Here is an 18,605-nt window from a genome sequence, read left to right as displayed (position 1 = left end):
TATCGGAAATTATATTAATGCCAGATATTGATATCAATTCTAATCTCACTAAGATCGATCTGACAACAAATCCGGTAAATTCTTCTCAGGAAGTATTGCGCAAAGTCCCCGGCTTATTCATTGGACAGCATGCCGGAGGCGGAAAAGCAGAACAGTTGTTTTTACGAGGTTATGACGTGGATCACGGAACTGACGTAGCGATCAGTGTAGACGGCATTCCGGTTAACATGGTTTCTCATGCACATGGACAGGGATACTCTGATTTACATTTTGTAATCCCCGAAACTATTGAGGATATAGATTTCGGAAAGGGGCCGTATGAAGCAGCTCAGGGGAATTTTGCTACAGCAGGCTATGTCAATTTTGAAACGAAAGAGAGACTGGATAAGAGCAGAATTTCAATGGAAGTCGGACAATTCAATACATTACGGACTTTGGGGATGTTTGACGTTTTAGACGATAAACAAAAACAGACCAATGCTTATCTGGCTACGGAATATATTATGACAGACGGTCCGTTTGATTCTCCGCAAAATTTCAACCGCTTTAATATTTTCGGAAAATACAATACCGTATTGAATTCGCAGACCAAGATCGATGTACTGGCATCTTATTTTAAAAGCAAATGGGATGCTTCCGGACAAATTCCGATGCGACTGGTCGAAAGCGGAGCTATTTCCCGTTTCGGTTCGGTAGATGATACGGAAGGAGGTTTTACGTCCCGATTTAATCTGGCTTTAGGAGTTGACAAGATCATTGATGAAAATAGTTTTGTACATGCAAAAGCCTATGTGACGCATTACGATTTTACGCTCTTTTCTAATTTTACATTCTTTCTGGAGGATCCTGTTAACGGAGATCAGATCAAGCAAAAAGAGGATAGGATGTTGTATGGCTTTCATTCGGAATACAATCATTTGAAATCGTTCAATACCTTTAAATTAAAAACCAGAGCCGGAATAGGAGTAAAGGTTAATTCTGTGACTAATAGCGAACTTTCTCATACGGTAAACCGTTATACCCTTTTGAATGCTATTCAATTAGGCGATATAGAGGAATCTGATTTTTTCGGATACTATACCGCTGATTTTCAATTTGCCAAATTTACGATCAACCCTGCAGTTCGGTTGGAGTATTTTAAGTTTAATTACGAAGATAAATTAGTGTCGAGTTATAGTAATTTATCAAATGATGCCTTTAAAGTATTGCCTAAACTGAACATCAGTTACATGCAAAATGAAAAAGTAGTATACTTTATTAAATCCGGGTTAGGTTTTCATTCTAATGATACCCGGGTAGTATTACAACAAAATAAAGATATTTTACCAACGGTTTACGGGACGGATATCGGGGTTATTTTAAAACCGGTCAAAAATTTGATTGTCAATACCGCTTTATGGACTTTGTTTTCCAATCAGGAATTTGTTTATGTAGGGGATGCCGGAATTGTAGAGCCTTCCGGAAAATCAAAACGATCCGGAGTTGATCTGAGTGTTCGTTATCAGATCGGGAATTATCTCTTTTTAGATTGGGATGCTAATTATGCTTATGCCAGAAGTACGGAAGAGCCTAGCGGACACAATTATATTCCCTTGGCACCGGAGTTTACTTCTGTTGGCAGAATCGGTTTGAGAGCTTATAAAGGTTTTACTTCGGGATTGCAATTCCGTTATATGGGTGACCGTCCGGCTAACGAAGACAATTCAATAGTTGCGGAAGGCTATTTTGTGACTGATTTTAATGTAAGCTATGATTTCAGTAAAAATTTACAGTTAGGATTAAATATCCAGAATTTGTTTGATACCGATTGGAACGAAACCCAATTTCTAACGGAATCGAGATTGCAAAATGAAACAGAAAGTGTAGAAGAGATACATTTTACACCAGGAACTCCGTTTTTTGCTAAGTTGAAATTGACCTATAGTTTTTAATTCTTAAATAGGTTTTTTATTTTTGGTCTATGAAAGATCAGAAAGACCTATTAGCTTATTTAGAAGGATTCATTACAGAAAACAGAAAAGAAGGGTTTAAAAAAGTTTTAGAGAACCGGACCAAACACTTTACAATAGCCATTGAAGATGTGTATCAATTGCACAATACCAGTGCAGTAATGCGTAGTTGTGAGGTTTTCGGAATACAGGAACTGAATGTCGTAGAGCAACGTTTCGGTAAGCGGATCGATAAAGAAATTGCAATGGGAGCCCAAAAATGGGTTGATGTCAATCGCTTTGCTTCCATTCAGAACTGCATGGACGATTTGCGAAGCAAGGGCTATCAAATTATTGCAACTACTCCTCATAACGATTCTTGTTTGCTACAGGATTTCGATATCAGTAAACCTTCCGCTATTTTCTTCGGAACCGAAAAATTAGGTTTGTCAGAAGAGGTTTTAGAACAAGCAGACGGTTATTTGAAAATCCCTATGGTTGGTTTTACGGAGAGTTTAAACATCTCAGTTTCGGCAGCGATCATTATTCAGGATATAACAGCTCGCTTACGACGTTCCGCAATCGACTGGAGATTAACAGAAGAAGAACTTTTTGAGAAACAACTCGATTGGACACGTAAATCTATTCGCGATATCGATTTTATAGAGAAAAAGTTTTATGAGGATGAACAAGGGTAATAGTTTATCATTTATAGCAAAAAAACTTAAAGCATAAATCTATTTAAAAAAATTACTTTTTTAAAACTTTAACAAAATATACATTTTTTCTGTATCCAAGTTAACAAATATAGGCGCTATATTTGTTACGGTTAATAGCAGTAATTTTATTTCTTATCAAGAACATTTAGTCCCGAAATCCTTTCGGGACTTTTTGTTTTTGTGGATTTTTTGTATCTCATGAGGATAAAATATGAAATTTTAACAAAATATACATTTTTTCTGTATCCGAGTTATAAGGACAATGCTATACATTTGATCCCGATTCCCCTATCAACATTTTGTTCTTCTTCCTGTACCGTAAAAAAGTACAGTGTAGAGGTATTAATTGTCCCGAAACGGATCATAAACCCTTTTCAGCCGTCGTATTGAAAAAAGAAAAGGTTATAATGTTTATTAAATGAAATTAAAACGAAAGAAAAGGCTGCTCTTAGGTTTATCGGGGCTCTTAGTGCTGCTTTTAACCAACTGCGAAAAAGACTACCCGGAAGCAACGCTAAACAATAAGTTAACAACCTCCCGCTTTGACATTCGGGTTCTGAACAGTGAACAGATCCGGTCCAATGCTAAGGTTATGGACGAATTACAAAAGATTGCAGGGCAAACCAAAGCACAAGCCACCGGAACGGGAACACCGATAGGTACTTCCCGAATCCTTTACAATTCAACCTACGGCTTTTCCGTAAACACCGCTTATGTGAAATACGTGGAAGATACCACAACGGGGAAACATTCCTATAACTTTCCGCTCACGCGTGATAGTTTGGTCACTTCCCATTTGGAAAATCTCTTGCTATCGTCACGTTCCGACGGGAGTTACGATGCGTATATTGTGGAATACGGTTTTTCAAAGGACGAATACAATGCTGTGTCTCAAACAACGCTGAACAACACAACGACCCGTTATTATCCGATAGATTTTGACACCTCTGTCTTCGACAGCGGCGAGTTAAACAAAATGGTGCTGGAATACAGTTGTGTAGAAATATGGTCATTGGAAGTCGTACCGGCGCACCAGGGTGACAACACAGGTGGCGAACTCTACACGGAAGAATGGGTATTGGTCTCTAACGAATGTACCTGGAATTACTACGATGACGGAACAGATGGCAGCGGTGGAAGCACCACCACCACAACCGGAGTAGAGACCTCGGGTGGCGTAGGCGGCAGTGCCGGAGGTACAAGCACAACAGGAAGTAGTTCTGATAGTGGCAACAGTACAGATATAGGCGATACCTGCAAAGGTTGCGGCGACAGTGATATCATATCTAGCCCGGCAACAGAGCCGGCGGAAGAGTTAATAACACCTTGTAGTGAATTAAAAAAATTAATAGATAATCCCCAAACATTGCAGGCTCTAAACAATCTTGACACTTATGTAAGCGATACCAAAGAGTGGGGATATGCCATTAAAACATTTCCGAATTCTACTGTAACGGCTGCTCCTCAGGTGATTCAAAGTGACCCTAAAGACCCTAACAGAATTAAAATGGAAGACTACACCGGAGGAGACTATTACGGTGCTTATCATACACACCCTACTCCTTCTACCGGTATTGTACCCATGTTTTCGCACGGTGATGTCAAATGGCTTTTTAAGGTGGCAAAAAAGCACAACAAGAGTCCTAAAAGACGACAGGATTATTATGTATATTTTTTAACCTTAACCTGTGTGCACGGAACCTATGCCATTAAGATTAAAGACTGGATAAAATTCAGTGTTTTTATAACTAATGGGTATGATAATTTCTTTGAAGAACTTGAAAAGAAATATGCAAAGATGAATGGTAGTAGTGCCGGTTCGGTAGATCTGGAAAAAACCTTTCTATCTTTGATGAAAAAATATGACATGGGAATGGGCTTGTATGAACTGAGTCCGGACAAAACCCAGTGGAGTGAGCTGACGCTGAACGAAGATCCTGCCACTTTTTATAACCCGGTAACAACAACCCCTTGTAACGAATAAAAACTAACGATTATGAAAAAAATATTGTATGTATTACTATTGAGCCTTGCTTTTACACATTGTAAAGCACAGAATCCGGTATTAGGTTTATTTGATGACACTATTGAATTTGGTGAACTTCAAGGAGCTTATTATAAAGATGTCGATAATTATTTAGATCAGTTTGTCGGAACCTGGATGTATACGGAAGGAGATACGATATTAAAGGTAACTTTTTTTAAGAAAGAGATGATGTTTAAGAGGAATTCTTATTATGCAGATTATTTAGTAGGTGAATTCCAGTATATAGAAAATGGAGTTGAAAAGGCAAATACTTTAAGTAATTTGAATATTAACTATACAAGCCCTTATAATTATAATATGTGGTCAATAGGTCAAATGTGGAAGGCTAGCTATCCGGTATGCGATGAGTGCAGCGCTAACGAAAAGCGTTTGAAAATGTCTTTCACAGAGCCGGCTAATGATGATGATTGCTTGGAAGGTATGTGGGCAATGCGTGTAGTCGTTGAAGGAGGGGTACAAAAATTAAAAGTACAGTTCAGGTTCGAAACAGTTGCCTGTGGTTATAAAGAAGACGGAACACCGTCAACAGCAGATTATTTTTCGATTCCTTTTGGTGATTATACTTTAATAAAGCAGTAGTAGTACTGTTTTCATTTAGTGATAATAAAGTGTTTTTTTATAGGGCTGTGTAATATTTAAAATTTAACAAAAAATAAGGGGATTTACAACCCCCTTTATTTTAAATATTTCGGTTTTCAACAGTGGTAGTTGAACAAAGATTCTACTACTTTTTATAACCCGGTAACAGCACTCCTTGTAACGAATAAAAACTAACGATTATGAAAAAAATATTGTATGTATTACTATTGAGTCTTGCTTTTACACATTGTAAAGCACAGAATCCTATAATCCCCAGATTTGATCCTAATTTTTATTTAGGTGATGTAGATGGAGCCTATTATAAAGATGTCGATAATTATTTAGATCAGTTTGTCGGAACCTGGATGTATACGGAAGGAGATACGATATTAAAGGTAACTTTTTTTAAGAAAGAGATGTTATTAATTGATAACTCTTACTATGAAGATTGTTTAGTGGGGGAATTCCAGTATATAGAAGATGGAGTTGAAAAGGCAAATACTTTAAGTAATTTAGATGTAAATTATCTTGGTCTTTTTGATTACAACATGTATTCTGTAACAAGAATAAGAAAGACAAGTTATCCGGTATGTGATGAGTGCAACGCTAACGAAAAGCGTTTAGTAATGTTCTTTACAGAGCCGGCTAATGATGATGATTGCTTGGAAGGTATGTGGGCAATGCGTGTAGTCGTTGAAGGAGGGGTACAAAAATTAAAAGTACAGTTCAGGTTTGAAACAGTTGCCTGTGGTTATAAAGAAGACGGAACACCGTCAACAGCAGATTATTTTTCGATTCCTTTTGGTGATTATACTTTAATAAAGCAGTAGTACTACTGTTTTCATTTAGTGATAATAAAGTGTTTTTTATAGGGCAGTGTAATATTTAAAATTAAACAAAAAATAAAGGGGTTTGTAAATCCCTTTATTTTAAATATTTCGGTTTTCAACAGTGGTAGTTGAAGCGATTCGTATCTACATACTTCCGGTTCATTCAACTCAGGATGATTTTTCATCACCTGCTCCTCCAGTTATCTTATCGGTAACGCAATGGATAACATTTGTGAAACAATAGTAGTTACTTCTAAAAGTAAAGAAAAAACACTAAGGTAGAAGTAAGAAGATTAATTTTAAATATATATTACTTTTACCTGTTTTACTGTTGAGTATTACTTATTTATTCTTTTTCAAAATCTTATATTCTTCATAACAAGCACTGATGGCATCCAGAATTTGAAGGTCATTTGCCGTTTTGATAAAATATTCCGAATAGTTGCAGTTTTGCAGGATCAGAGGGATATCGTCTTTGTCTACTTCTAATAAAGCTGCTAAAGTCTGACGGTCGTATTTAGTTGCCAAGAGTTCCCTGACCGTATCGTCCTGTTTCATTTTTTTGAGCTTTTCCATCTGTTTCGGACGCTTGCCAAAGGTATTGTATAAAAAGTCAGCAGGATTAAAGATCGATTGTAAAACTTTAGTCACGGCTCCGGGAGATTTGTCCCCGGCTTCATAACCGGCATTTAAACCGGAAATACTGTAACGGTAATTGTCTTCATGTACCGGAATGAGATCCGTGTCGACTTCCACATAGCCGGTTAAGTTATAACGCGCCAAAACGACTTCCTCTAGGGCATAAGCTTTTTCGGTTAAGACCACTTTAGATGACTTGTTTTTGATCCAGTCGTGGGTAACCCTTACTTTAATGGTCTCAAAACCTAAATAGGAAAATAATAAAGTATCGTTTGCACGAGCCGGTAATTCAAAAAAACCATTTCCGTCGGTTATAGTCCCTTTTACTAATGATGTATTGATAACGTGAACGTTATTCATGGGTAAACGGGTTTGGCTATTAATAACAGTTCCTTGCAGGTTGGCTACCAAGGTGTCATTTTGCGCAAGAGCAAAATTGGAAAATATAGCTAATAAAAAAACTATAAAATATCTCATTGTTGGGTAAATCTTGATTCAAAAATACGAATCAAACTGAGATATTTTATAGTTTCTTATTATTTTATCTTAAAATTAACGAAACTAGCTTCTTCTGGAGCGTTTTGCCCTGTCAAAAAAGCCTTTCTCAGTATCGTTACTTCTTCTTCCTTTGCGTTCACCGGATGGTTTTCCGTCTTTTCGTCCTTCAAACTTGCGATCAGAATTTCCTCTTCGTTCACGGTTGCCTGAATTTCTTCGGTCTCTTCCGCCATGATCTCTACGCCCTTGATTTCGGCTTCCGTCATTTTTAGAAATTTCCACATTGATCTTGCGCCCTTCTAAACGAATATTGTTCATCGTGTTCATTACACGGTCAACATGTTCAGCATCAGTATTAAAGAATGAAAAACCTTCTTTTACATCTACTTTAAAGATATCATCACGACCTAATTCTAACGTATCGCGTAAGAAATCTTTAAGTGACATCCAGTCAAAATTATCTCTTGAGCCAATGTTAATGAAATAGCGTACAGCTCCGTCAGTAGGGATTTCACCTCTTCTGTTTGAAGAAGTTTCCGCACTGATGTCTCTCGATTTTTTATAGTAAGCTAAGAAACGGTTGAATTCAACGGAAACGATACGTTTGATCAGTTCTTCTTTTGACAAGTCAATTAAAACTTCCTCTATAGCCGGTAAATACGAGTCAATTTCGTGATCGATCTCTACGTCTTTGATCTTATTCGCTAAGTGGAACAACTGAATTTCGCAGATTTCAATACCTGAAGGAATCGGTTTTTCTTCGAATTTCGTTTTAATGATCTTTTCAATCTGGTTGATCTTACGCAACTCACTCTTTGTTACAATAACCATAGAAGTACCTGATTTTCCGGCACGACCGGTACGACCGGAACGGTGGGTATAGGTTTCTACTTCATCCGGTAACTGATAGTTGATTACGTGTGTTATATCGTCAACATCAATACCACGAGCAGCTACGTCGGTAGCAACTAACATCTGTATTTGTCGTCCTCTAAACGATTTCATTACAGCATCACGTTGCGCCTGAGAAAGGTCACCGTGTAGTGCAGCAGCATTGTATCCGTCTTCAATTAATTTTTCAGCAATGGCCTGCGTGTCTCTTTTGGTTCTACAGAAAACAACGGAGAAGATATCCGGGTTAGCATCTGCTAAACGTTTTAAAGCCGCATAACGGTCACGAGCATTCACTAAATAGAATTCGTGGGATACATTCTGAGAGCCTGAGTTTTTGTGTCCAACCGTAATTTCAAGTGGTTTACGCATGAATTCGCGTGCAATACGTGCTACTTCCTGAGGCATAGTAGCCGAGAATAACCAAGTTGATTTTTCATCCGGTGTGTCTGATAAAATGGCTGTGATGTCGTCATAGAATCCCATGTTCAACATTTCGTCAGCTTCATCTAAAACACAATAGTTGATGTTTTTGATGTTTACCATACCACGGTTGATCATATCCTGCATTCTACCGGGAGTTGCAACAATAATCTGTGCTCCGCGTTTGATCTCTTTAGCCTGTTCATTAATGTTAGCACCACCGTAAATGGCTACAGTATGTAGTTCTTTTACGTATTTGGAATATTGCTTTATTTCATTGGTAATCTGCAAACAAAGTTCGCGTGTAGGTGAGAGCACCAAAGCCTGAGTTCTTCTGTCATCGACATTGATTTTCTGAATAAGCGGAAAACCAAATGCTGCCGTTTTACCAGTACCTGTTTGTGCCAGTGCAACAATATCAGTGTCTTTTTCCAATAAAATGGGAATCGCCTTTTCCTGTACTTCCGATGGATTTTCAAATCCAAGGTCTTTTATCGCCAGCAGTAGCGATTCATTAAGACCCAATTGTTCAAATTTGTTCATGTATATGTTTAAAAATAGGTGCAAAGGTAGGGCTAATAAATGAGATATGCTAATTTGTTAGTAATTGATTTTTAGTTTGTTAGGTTTGTATGAGTTGCCGAAAGAAAGTAAAGTGATCTTTTGCGTTAAAAATAAGTTTTAAGAAAAAAATAAATGGTGGTACTTTTGCAAAAAATAAATAATGATTCAAATCTTAGATATAATCGGAGTTTTTGTGTTTGCAATTTCCGGGGTTTTGGCGGCGATCAATAAAAAACTGGATCTGTTCGGTGTATTTATTATTGCTTTTGTTACGGCTTTGGGAGGCGGAACATTGCGCGATGTTCTGATAGGAAGGATGCCGGTAGGCTGGATGGAAAATCTGAATTATGTTTACATCATTATTTTGGGATGTATAGTTGCTATAGTATTCAGGAATTATTTGAATAAGCTTCGGGTATCATTGTTTTTGTTTGATACGATCGGTTTAGGAGTTTATACCTTAATAGGGATTGAAAAAGGCTTAGAATACGGTTTGCATCCGACAGTTTGTATCACTCTGGGAACCATTACGGCAAGTTTCGGAGGTTTGATCCGGGATATTTTATGTAATGAAATACCTCTTTTGTTGCGAAAAGGGACTATTTATGCAACGATCTGTATTATAGGTGGCATTTTATTTTTTGTATTACGCTTTTTAGGATTGGAAGATTCCGTTAATGAATTGATCACTTCCCTATTTATTATTATTTTCCGTTTGATGGCAGTTCATTTTAGCTGGAGTTTACCTGTGATAACAATTAAAAGCTAAGATCATTTAAGAAAGTGATCAGTTTTCGGGTAGCTATTCCTCTGTGGCTTAGTTTGGCTTTTTCGTCCATAGAAAGCTGGGCAAAAGTTACCTTTAAGCCTTCGGGTTGAAAGACCGGGTCGTAGCCAAATCCTTTTTCGCCTTGTTCTTCAAAAATAATTGAACCTTTTGCAATTCCGGGAAAAAGATATTGCGTACCGTTTAAGTTGAGTGCAATAACTGTTTTAAACCGGGCATTCCGATTTGTATTTTGACCTAATTCACTCAATAATTTACGAATATTATCTTTATCGTTCTTTTGTTCGCCTGCATAACGGGCAGAATAAACTCCCGGTGCTCCGTCTAAAGCATCAACTTCTAATCCGGTATCGTCGGCAAAACAATTGTAGCCGTATTTTTCAGTTACATAATCGGCTTTTAAAATCGCATTTCCTTCTATGGTATTTGCGGTTTCAGGAATATCTTCCATGCAACCGATATCTTGTAAGCTTAGTAATTCGATATCGGCAGGCAACATTTGTTTGATTTCGGCAATTTTATTTTTGTTGTTTGAGGCAAATACAAGTTTCATATCAGTTGTTTTTTCGGAAGTAAAAATACGAATATTAGTTTTAGATTATCCTAAAAAGAAAACTCCTTTCCGGTATAAAACAAGAAAGGAGTTCGGGGGCAGTTATTAACAAATTCTACTCTTTATAGATTTTTAAGGCTTCAGTATTCTCATTCGTTATAATATAAAAACCTTGAGATAAGCTGTCTAAGTTGATAAAATCAGTATTTTCTTTTTCTAATACTTTTCTTCCGTGAGTATCAAAAACCATTAATTTCTGAACGATTTTATTGAAGTGTACCGTTCCGTTCTTTACAGGGTTCGGATAAGCGATCCATTGTTCTTTTGTTGTAGAAAAATCAGCAGTGCTAAGCGTAACGTTGTTCATTTCATAAATGCTTAAAGTAGCACTTACTTCATTAGCCATAACAATTAAGCCTTTGTTACTTGAATTATCAGCCGGAGCAATGTAGATAATCCCTTCCGGTCCCAGATCACCTCCTAAAGTAGTTGTATTTCTGCTGTTTTGATAGGTTTCAAAGAACGGGTTGTTCGGATCGGTAATATTGTAAACCATTAGACCTCCGGTTCTTTCTAACGTGATAAAAGCATAATGGTTTCCGTTGATCTCAGCTACAGTTACTCCTTCAGGTTCCGGACCTTTATTGTCGCTACGGTTCTTAAAGTTATTGTTGTCGTTGCTGACATTGAATAAGTTTCCGAATGTAGGATCTTCTTTTGTGATATATTCAAAATCATTACCACTGTCATATACTAAGGTTCCTGTGGAGGCATTCCATATACTAAAAGAGCGCCCTCCGTAAACATGAATTTCATCAAAGTCACCGTCATTATCCGTATCACCGGAAGCTAACGTTACTGTAAGTCGACCTAAATTACTGTCTTTTTTGAGTAGATCGGCATTCGGGAAAACGCTTGGGTCCAGAACATAACTATTACTTTTTATACGAACTTCTTCTGAGTAGCCGTTGTAATCTCTTGAATCACCTTCGTTTGCTGTTACGAGATAAGTAGTTCCGCCAACGGTATAATGTGCAATAGCATCTGGCATATATAAACCTTTTACCGGCCAAGTGCTCATAAAGATAACACTTAAATTATCAGATGCATCAAAAGCATTCGAAGCCAGTGAATGGTCTTTGGTTCCTAATGGGATAATATCTGTAATTTGATTTGTTGTTAAATTGACAACTGCTAAGGCATTGTTTTCCTGTAAAGTAACCCATGCTGTTGTATCGTCATCAGAAATGGTGATATATTCCGGTTCAAGATCTTGGGAAACCGTTGATCCCGGTCCGAAGATACGAATGCCGTTAGCTTTTAAAGTAGCAATCTGACTGTCAAAGGCATTGAAATTCAATGTAGCCACATTAGCCTGAGCAATATTGTTTAAACCTCCTGAAACGTCGATAATGGAAATTGTACCTTCCGGATCCAGGGTATAGTCATCGTTTGGTTCTCCTTCGTTAGCCGTTACAACTTTGGTTCCGTTATGGGTAAAGGTAAGCATGTCCGGTAAAATACCTACAGTAACCACATCTGTAATCGTACCGTTTGTATCCATAAAAACGACTTTTCCGTTACCTTGAGAAGCTGCTTCTACGGTTGCAGCAACCATTCCGTTTTTTACAGCTATGCTGGTAGCACCGATTCCGTAGGCGGTCATGTCTACTGAATTAATGGGTGAAACAGAGGAAGGGTTAGAAAAATCTAATATTTCAACTTTAGCAGCCGTAGCATTTAGAACGAACAAGCGTTGGGTACCCGGGTCGTGTGCTACGATTTCAGCTGAACCGGAAGCATCTACCGTGTAGCTGCCTAAATAAGAGACCCCTAAGGTGTTAGAACCTGCCGGAGCGCTCATTTCATTATCTAAAATATAAACCAACTGTTGTGTTGTACTACCCAGTGTGATGTTATTCGGATTGTGAAGTGAAACAGCAAAGAAAACATCAATATCAGATGTCAGGTTATCATTTAAGGTAATGGTTATGTCTTTTTGAGATTCTCCGGTCAGGAAAGTTACCGTTTGATCGGAAAAACTGAATTCGTTACCATTTGTGGCATTTCCGCCTGCGCTAAGCTCAATATCTATAGAACTATCCTGAATAGCGGCTTCTGATAAAGAGATCGAAACAACTACGGTTCCGGCATCTTCCTGAACCACCGAAATAGAGTTATCAAAATTAACCACCGGATAAGAAGTTGTTCCTAATGTAAAAACAGTAGTATCGAAAGGAAGATCAGGAGCCGAACCGTTAGCAGATTGGTCACCGCTGCCATCTTCTGAATCCCAATAGTTCATATTGTTAAGAGCGGCTAAAAAAGAAGCCTGCGTTAAGCCTGTTCTCGGACCGTTGTATTGTGCCACATCAGCTCCGTTTGGTAAAACAATAGCAGTAGTACCCAATGTAAGTCCGCTATTGTCTAAAGTTCCGAAAGCACCACTGTCATTTGCTATAGCAGACAGCATAGTACTTACTGTACGTGGGGGAGTACCTAAAAAAGCAAATATAGCTTCACTGGAACTGCTGATCCCTCCGGCATTATTTACCGTAATACTTCCTACAGAGGGTGTTAAAGCTGAACTGATAGCATTAAAAGTAATGATCGTTCCGGCAGGAATAGTAGTAGCACCGGAATCCCAGGTAAAATCGCCTTCATCTGTTCCGAAAGAAGAACCGTTCCATTCCGAATCGCAGAAAATAATAGTGGTATTGGGTAGTATGTCCTGAAAAGTGACAATTGCTAAGTCATCATTGGCATCAGCATTAAAGCCGACAAAAGCAATGTCTCCGGCTTGGGTAACCTGTCCGTAAAAGGCTGTTGTAAATAAAAATAATAATAGTTGTGTAATTTTTGTTTTCATGTAGTATAGTTTAGTAATTAAATTGTGCTAAACTATTGAACGAAAAACAACTGAAAGTTATAAGAAAGTGATTTTAAAATAAAGAAATTTAGTATAAAATTATACTTTGTAAATTTTATATTAGTATAAGTTTAATTTTATAAGATGTATTTTTTAAAAATTGAATCCTAGTCCTAAAGAAATAGTATAACCGGTAAAACCTTTTACAGATCCTATAGCATTATCAAATTTAGAAAAAGAATAGTTGAAACTGCTATACAGAAAGACAACTTTCCCTAATTTGTAGTTTGTGCTGACAGTTAGATCAGTGTAGTTTGTTTTTTCTTCCTTTTCTACTCGTTCAATATCACTATACGTTCCGCCGCTATAAATGGTTATGTTACCGGAACCACCTCCGGCCTTAGCGGTTAGTAAACCATACGTCAGGTCAGTCGTTATACTCCATCTTTTGTGACTATAAGGAATGAAACGCAAGCCTAATCCGAATTTGACCATACCGGCACCACTTCCGTTACCCGAAATAATAATGTTGTTGTAAGTGGTTTTGTATTCCTGATCGGAACTTTCTTTTTTATTCAGAAAATTCAGATTGAATAAACTGCCCCATTTTTTTGAGAACATATAACCGGCGTTAATGGTCCAAATGGTATTGAGTTCGCTGAAATCGATCAATGTTTCCTGATCAAATTCTGTTTGGTAGTTTTTATTGATCGTATTATAGCCAATTGCAAAAGAGAATTGTACTTTTCGACTTAATTTACTCAAAGAATTTAGGAATTCGTTATTTTCCTGAACTTCCTGAGCTTTGTTAGTTGTTACGGTCTCGTAGGAAACGGAAGTAGTGCTGTTTCTTTTTTTAGCTCTCAGATTAGTACTGGCAATATCTGCTATAAAGTCTTTATGACAGTTATAGACAGGATTGGTTTTAGAAACCCAAATACTGGCAAAGTAAGTGTTTAAGCTGTCCAAATCACTACAATTAAAAAGAATATTCGTATTCTTCAGGTATAGATGAACTTTATTCCTGTTGAAAAAGTCCCGGTCAAAAGTTTCTTTTACAATAGTTTCTAAAAAACGGATAACTTCATGGGAATGAAGAATGTTTTGCGGAATTTTCAGATAGTAATAAAAACTATAGTCGGTAGCGAATTCTATTTTTTCATTTTTGATTAGATCCGTTTGCGATCCGTTTTCTAAAGAAACATCTTCCGGTAAAATGATAAAATGAGCACTGATATTAGACATCGGTTGAGGTGTGTTAGAGAACACATACATTTCAATCGGAGTATTTTCTAACGGGAGGACCCTTTTTTCCTGTCCGTAGGTTTTTGCTATAATAGTAAGGAGGAGTAGATTGATAAAATAGTTCAGGTGTTTTTTTCTCATTGTTTAAAAAGAGCTGCTGATTAGTTTTGCTCTCAAAAGTAGGATCGGGAAAGGAATTTTTTGTTTTTTTGGTATTGAATTGAACATTTTATCTTTTTAACAAGCAGATTTTGGCGTAAAGTTCTAATTTTACTATGATTTACAGCTAACGCCAAAGTATCTATATCGTGTTGAGGTTGTGAATTGCTTTCAAAAGTTCTAATTTTACTATGATTTACAGCCGGCCGCAACAACATTAGCTATAGCTGTGGGTTGTGAATTGCTTTCAAAAGTTCTAATTTTACTATGATTTACAGCCGTACTCCAACTTTTCCGACTTGTCGAGTAGTTGTGAATTGCTTTCAAAAGTTCTAATTTTACTATGATTTACAGCCCAATATAAAAGAATTAGAGATAAAAATACGTTGTGAATTGCTTTCAAAAGTTCTAATTTTACTATGATTTACAGCTAATTCCAAAAAAAGCTGCTAATCCTATGGGTTGTGAATTGCTTTCAAAAGTTCTAATTTTACTATGATTTACAGCCAGATATTCTTTAGAACCTGTTAACCTTGAGTTGTGAATTGCTTTCAAAAGTTCTAATTTTACTATGATTTACAGCTGATTTGGTTGAAAAAAGAATAGTTTTTCAGTTGTGAATTGCTTTCAAAAGTTCTAATTTTACTATGATTTACAGCGGAACGCTGCGCTGCTTAGTGCCACATCTAGTTGTGAATTGCTTTCAAAAGTTCTAATTTTACTATGATTTACAGCCAATACGTGGTAATGAGGTCGTTTAGTTTTGTTGTGAATTGCTTTCAAAAGTTCTAATTTTACTATGATTTACAGCCAATAGATATCATAACATCATTACCTTTCTGTTGTGAATTGCTTTCAAAAGTTCTAATTTTACTATGATTTACAGCGAGTTGGCGCGTTAAGCAAGGTTGTTTTTTGTTGTGAATTGCTTTCAAAAGTTCTAATTTTACTATGATTTACAGCCGATCAAAATTTTCTAAATGCCACACCTAGTTGTGAATTGCTTTCAAAAGTTCTAATTTTACTATGATTTACAGCACAGACGGATTAACGGCGCCAAATGGAGCAGTTGTGAATTGCTTTCAAAAGTTCTAATTTTACTATGATTTACAGCCAATCCTGATTATAGAACCATTGCTAATTGGTTGTGAATTGCTTTCAAAAGTTCTAATTTTACTATGATTTACAGCTGATTTGGTTGAAAAAAGAATAGTTTTTCAGTTGTGAATTGCTTTCAAAAGTTCTAATTTTACTATGATTTACAGCCAGGTAAATATTAACCACTCTCCAGAAACTGTTGTGAATTGCTTTCAAAAGTTCTAATTTTACTATGATTTACAGCCCATTAGCTATTCCAATCAATATTACTTTGTTGTGAATTGCTTTCAAAAGTTCTAATTTTACTATGATTTACAGCTAATGGCATTACTCGTCTAATTTAGTATTAGTTGTGAATTGCTTTCAAAAGTTCTAATTTTACTATGATTTACAGCCGGAAACATAGACTTTAATTCTTGGTAATAGTTGTGAATTGCTTTCAAAAGTTCTAATTTTACTATGATTTACAGCTTGCAACAAGCGCTATAACGCTTGTTCACAGTTGTGAATTGCTTTCAAAAGTTCTAATTTTACTATGATTTACAGCAATAGAGGTTCCTGTCTGATCAGCGGAAGAGTTGTGAATTGCTTTCAAAAGTTCTAATTTTACTATGATTTACAGCAGATTTATGTGTATTAAGCGTACTCTCTGTGTTGTGAATTGCTTTCAAAAGTTCTAATTTTACTATGATTTACAGCTCTATCTCATTTTTTGAATGTAAGTAGGTGGTTGTGAATTGCTTTCAAAAGTTCTAATTTTACTATGATTTACAGCCGGAAACATAGACTTTAACTCTTGGTAATAGTTGTGAATTGCTTTCAAAAGTTCTAATTTTACTATGATTTACAGCAAAATCGTTTTTTAGAAGAAATGAAAAAGAGTTGTGAATTGCTTTCAAAAGTTCTAATTTTACTATGATTTACAGCTAACCTTAGATAAGCGTTTCCTAAGACGTTGTTGTGAATTGCTTTCAAAAGTTCTAATTTTACTATGATTTACAGCTAGCATACGATTCACTCGTAAGGTCGCCAGGTTGTGAATTGCTTTCAAAAGTTCTAATTTTACTATGATTTACAGCTTAGTTCGTAAACTCGTCCGTCTTCGGTGGTTGTGAATTGCTTTCAAAAGTTCTAATTTTACTATGATTTACAGCATAAGTGATGAGTACCGTCGTTGACGGCGAGTTGTGAATTGCTTTCAAAAGTTCTAATTTTACTATGATTTACAGCAAAACATCTGCACACATGATAGGGACAAGCGTTGTGAATTGCTTTCAAAAGTTCTAATTTTACTATGATTTACAGCAGTCGCGATCAGTTTCAGAATCCATTTACAGTTGTGAATTGCTTTCAAAAGTTCTAATTTTACTATGATTTACAGCAAAATAAGATGCTTAATAATGGACAAAGTAGTTGTGAATTGCTTTCAAAAGTTCTAATTTTACTATGATTTACAGCGTCTATCCAATTTTTAACCTGTACCCAACTGTTGTGAATTGCTTTCAAAAGTTCTAATTTTACTATGATTTACAGCAAGCTGAGTGCCTAAACATAGCAAAAGCTAGTTGTGAATTGCTTTCAAAAGTTCTAATTTTACTATGATTTACAGCTGTATCTTGTAAGGGAATGGTTATATCTGAGTTGTGAATTGCTTTCAAAAGTTCTAATTTTACTATGATTTACAGCATTAGGTGCTGGCGTACCTGTTAAAAGTAGTTGTGAATTGCTTTCAAAAGTTCTAATTTTACTATGATTTACAGCCCTGAAAGGTCAACACTCAAATTCGCACTAGTTGTGAATTGCTTTCAAAAGTTCTAATTTTACTATGATTTACAGCTATCTTTCAATACGATAGGTCGCTGACACAGTTGTGAATTGCTTTCAAAAGTTCTAATTTTACTATGATTTACAGCAGGAACGCTGCGCTGCTTAGTGGCACACTAGTTGTGAATTGCTTTCAAAAGTTCTAATTTTACTATGATTTACAGCTTTAGGCATTACGGACATAAGTCCTATCACGTTGTGAATTGCTTTCAAAAGTTCTAATTTTACTATGATTTACAGCAAAGCTGCAAAAGGCAACGCATTGATATTGTTGTGAATTGCTTTCAAAAGTTCTAATTTTACTATGATTTACAGCCCTGAAAGGTCAACACTCAAATTCGCACTAGTTGTGAATTGCTTTCAAAAGTTCTAATTTTACTATGATTTACAGCTACTGCTACTCAGCCAGAGGTGCAGGAATAGTTATGAATTGCTTTCAAAAGTTCTAATTTTACTATGATTTACAGCTGTTAGTGTGCCACAATAATAGCTGTAGGGGTTGTGAATTGCTTTCAAAAGTTCTAATTTTACTATGATTTACAGCTCGCCAACTGCAATACCATGACCTGACATAGTTGTGAATTGCTTTCAAAAGTTCTAATTTTACTATGATTTACAGCATTTACCACCACCTAAGTACTCAGGACGTTGTTGTGAATTGCTTTCAAAAGTTCTAATTTTACTATGATTTACAGCAAATGCAGCCTGATGACGGTTACGATGATAGTTGTGAATTGCTTTCAAAAGTTCTAATTTTACTATGATTTACAGCTCGCCAACTGCAATACCATGACCTGACATAGTTGTGAATTGCTTTCAAAAGTTCTAATTTTACTATGATTTACAGCAAGATCGCCTGCATACCAATTTTCCTGATGGTTGTGAATTGCTTTCAAAAGTTCTAATTTTACTATGATTTACAGCCAATGCGCATATATATATCAAGTAGTAA

At 36.3% G+C, this 18,605-nt stretch carries 11 protein-coding genes and 1 CRISPR repeat array (1 of these 12 only partly in view); of the genes, 6 read left to right on the top strand and 5 right to left on the bottom strand.

Translation table 11 applies throughout. The features are described 5' to 3' along the window. Positions 1 to 17: 17 nt before the first annotated feature. The 5 genes from DI487_RS01025 to DI487_RS01005 all read left to right on the top strand — a co-directional run bounded on the left by DI487_RS01025 (position 18) and on the right by DI487_RS01005 (position 6,103). The gene (locus DI487_RS01025) at positions 18 to 1,931 is read left to right on the top strand and encodes a TonB-dependent receptor (protein ID WP_245896475.1); all 1,914 of its coding nucleotides are present in this window, start codon (positions 18 to 20) and stop codon (positions 1,929 to 1,931) included. 29 nt (positions 1,932 to 1,960) lie between these two features. Then, positions 1,961 to 2,626, top strand: a complete 666-nt coding sequence (locus tag DI487_RS01020; RefSeq protein ID WP_109568001.1) for a TrmH family RNA methyltransferase — start codon at positions 1,961 to 1,963, stop codon at positions 2,624 to 2,626. Between the two features lie 439 nt (positions 2,627 to 3,065). After that, the gene (locus tag DI487_RS01015; RefSeq protein ID WP_109568000.1) at positions 3,066 to 4,631 is read left to right on the top strand and encodes a hypothetical protein; all 1,566 of its coding nucleotides are present in this window, start codon (positions 3,066 to 3,068) and stop codon (positions 4,629 to 4,631) included. Between the two features lie 12 nt (positions 4,632 to 4,643). Beyond that, positions 4,644 to 5,273: a DUF6705 family protein gene (locus DI487_RS01010; protein ID WP_109567999.1), complete on the top strand. Its 630-nt coding sequence runs from the start codon at positions 4,644 to 4,646 to the stop codon at positions 5,271 to 5,273. Between the two features lie 200 nt (positions 5,274 to 5,473). Further along, a complete protein-coding gene (locus DI487_RS01005) occupies positions 5,474 to 6,103 on the top strand; it encodes a DUF6705 family protein (protein WP_109567998.1) in 630 nt (209 codons plus the stop codon). Positions 6,104 to 6,445: 342 nt separating this feature from the next. Here the strand turns inward: DI487_RS01005 and DI487_RS01000 are convergent, their stop codons facing one another. Together DI487_RS01000 and DI487_RS00995 are read right to left on the bottom strand one after the other, a co-directional pair. After that, positions 6,446 to 7,219 carry a carboxypeptidase-like regulatory domain-containing protein gene (locus tag DI487_RS01000; protein WP_109567997.1) on the bottom strand — a complete coding sequence of 258 codons (774 nt, stop codon included), beginning with the start codon at positions 7,217 to 7,219 and terminating at the stop codon, positions 6,446 to 6,448. An 84-nt stretch (positions 7,220 to 7,303) separates the two neighbouring features. Next, on the bottom strand, positions 7,304 to 9,097 hold the full coding sequence (locus DI487_RS00995; protein WP_109567996.1) for a DEAD/DEAH box helicase: 1,794 nt from the start codon (positions 9,095 to 9,097) through the stop codon (positions 7,304 to 7,306). Positions 9,098 to 9,278: 181 nt separating this feature from the next. Here DI487_RS00995 and DI487_RS00990 point away from each other — a divergent pair, with 181 nt between their 5' ends. Continuing rightward, on the top strand, positions 9,279 to 9,887 hold the full coding sequence (locus DI487_RS00990) for a trimeric intracellular cation channel family protein (RefSeq protein WP_109567995.1): 609 nt from the start codon (positions 9,279 to 9,281) through the stop codon (positions 9,885 to 9,887). On the opposite strand, the gene DI487_RS00985 is transcribed toward DI487_RS00990, so the two are convergent. From DI487_RS00985 to DI487_RS00975, 3 genes are all read right to left on the bottom strand, one after another. Next, complete coding sequence (locus DI487_RS00985; RefSeq protein ID WP_109567994.1) at positions 9,877 to 10,458, bottom strand: non-canonical purine NTP diphosphatase; 582 nt, start codon at positions 10,456 to 10,458, stop codon at positions 9,877 to 9,879. The two genes, DI487_RS00990 and DI487_RS00985, sit on opposite strands and share 11 nt — an antisense overlap. Positions 10,459 to 10,573: 115 nt before the next feature. Beyond that, positions 10,574 to 13,327: a choice-of-anchor I family protein gene (locus tag DI487_RS00980; protein WP_109567993.1), complete on the bottom strand. Its 2,754-nt coding sequence runs from the start codon at positions 13,325 to 13,327 to the stop codon at positions 10,574 to 10,576. A gap of 153 nt (positions 13,328 to 13,480) precedes the next feature. Then, on the bottom strand, positions 13,481 to 14,713 hold the full coding sequence (locus DI487_RS00975) for a phospholipase D-like domain-containing protein (RefSeq protein WP_109567992.1): 1,233 nt from the start codon (positions 14,711 to 14,713) through the stop codon (positions 13,481 to 13,483). 175 nt (positions 14,714 to 14,888) lie between these two features. Beyond that, positions 14,889 to 18,605: a CRISPR direct-repeat array (repeat unit 46 nt; unit sequence GTTGTGAATTGCTTTCAAAAGTTCTAATTTTACTATGATTTACAGC); it runs 1,720 nt beyond the window's last position.

This window comes from Flavobacterium sediminis (genome assembly GCF_003148385.1).
Classification (GTDB): domain Bacteria; phylum Bacteroidota; class Bacteroidia; order Flavobacteriales; family Flavobacteriaceae; genus Flavobacterium; species Flavobacterium sediminis.
Note: the sequence above shows the minus strand (reverse complement) of the source record. Positions and strands in the feature narration are given on the sequence as shown.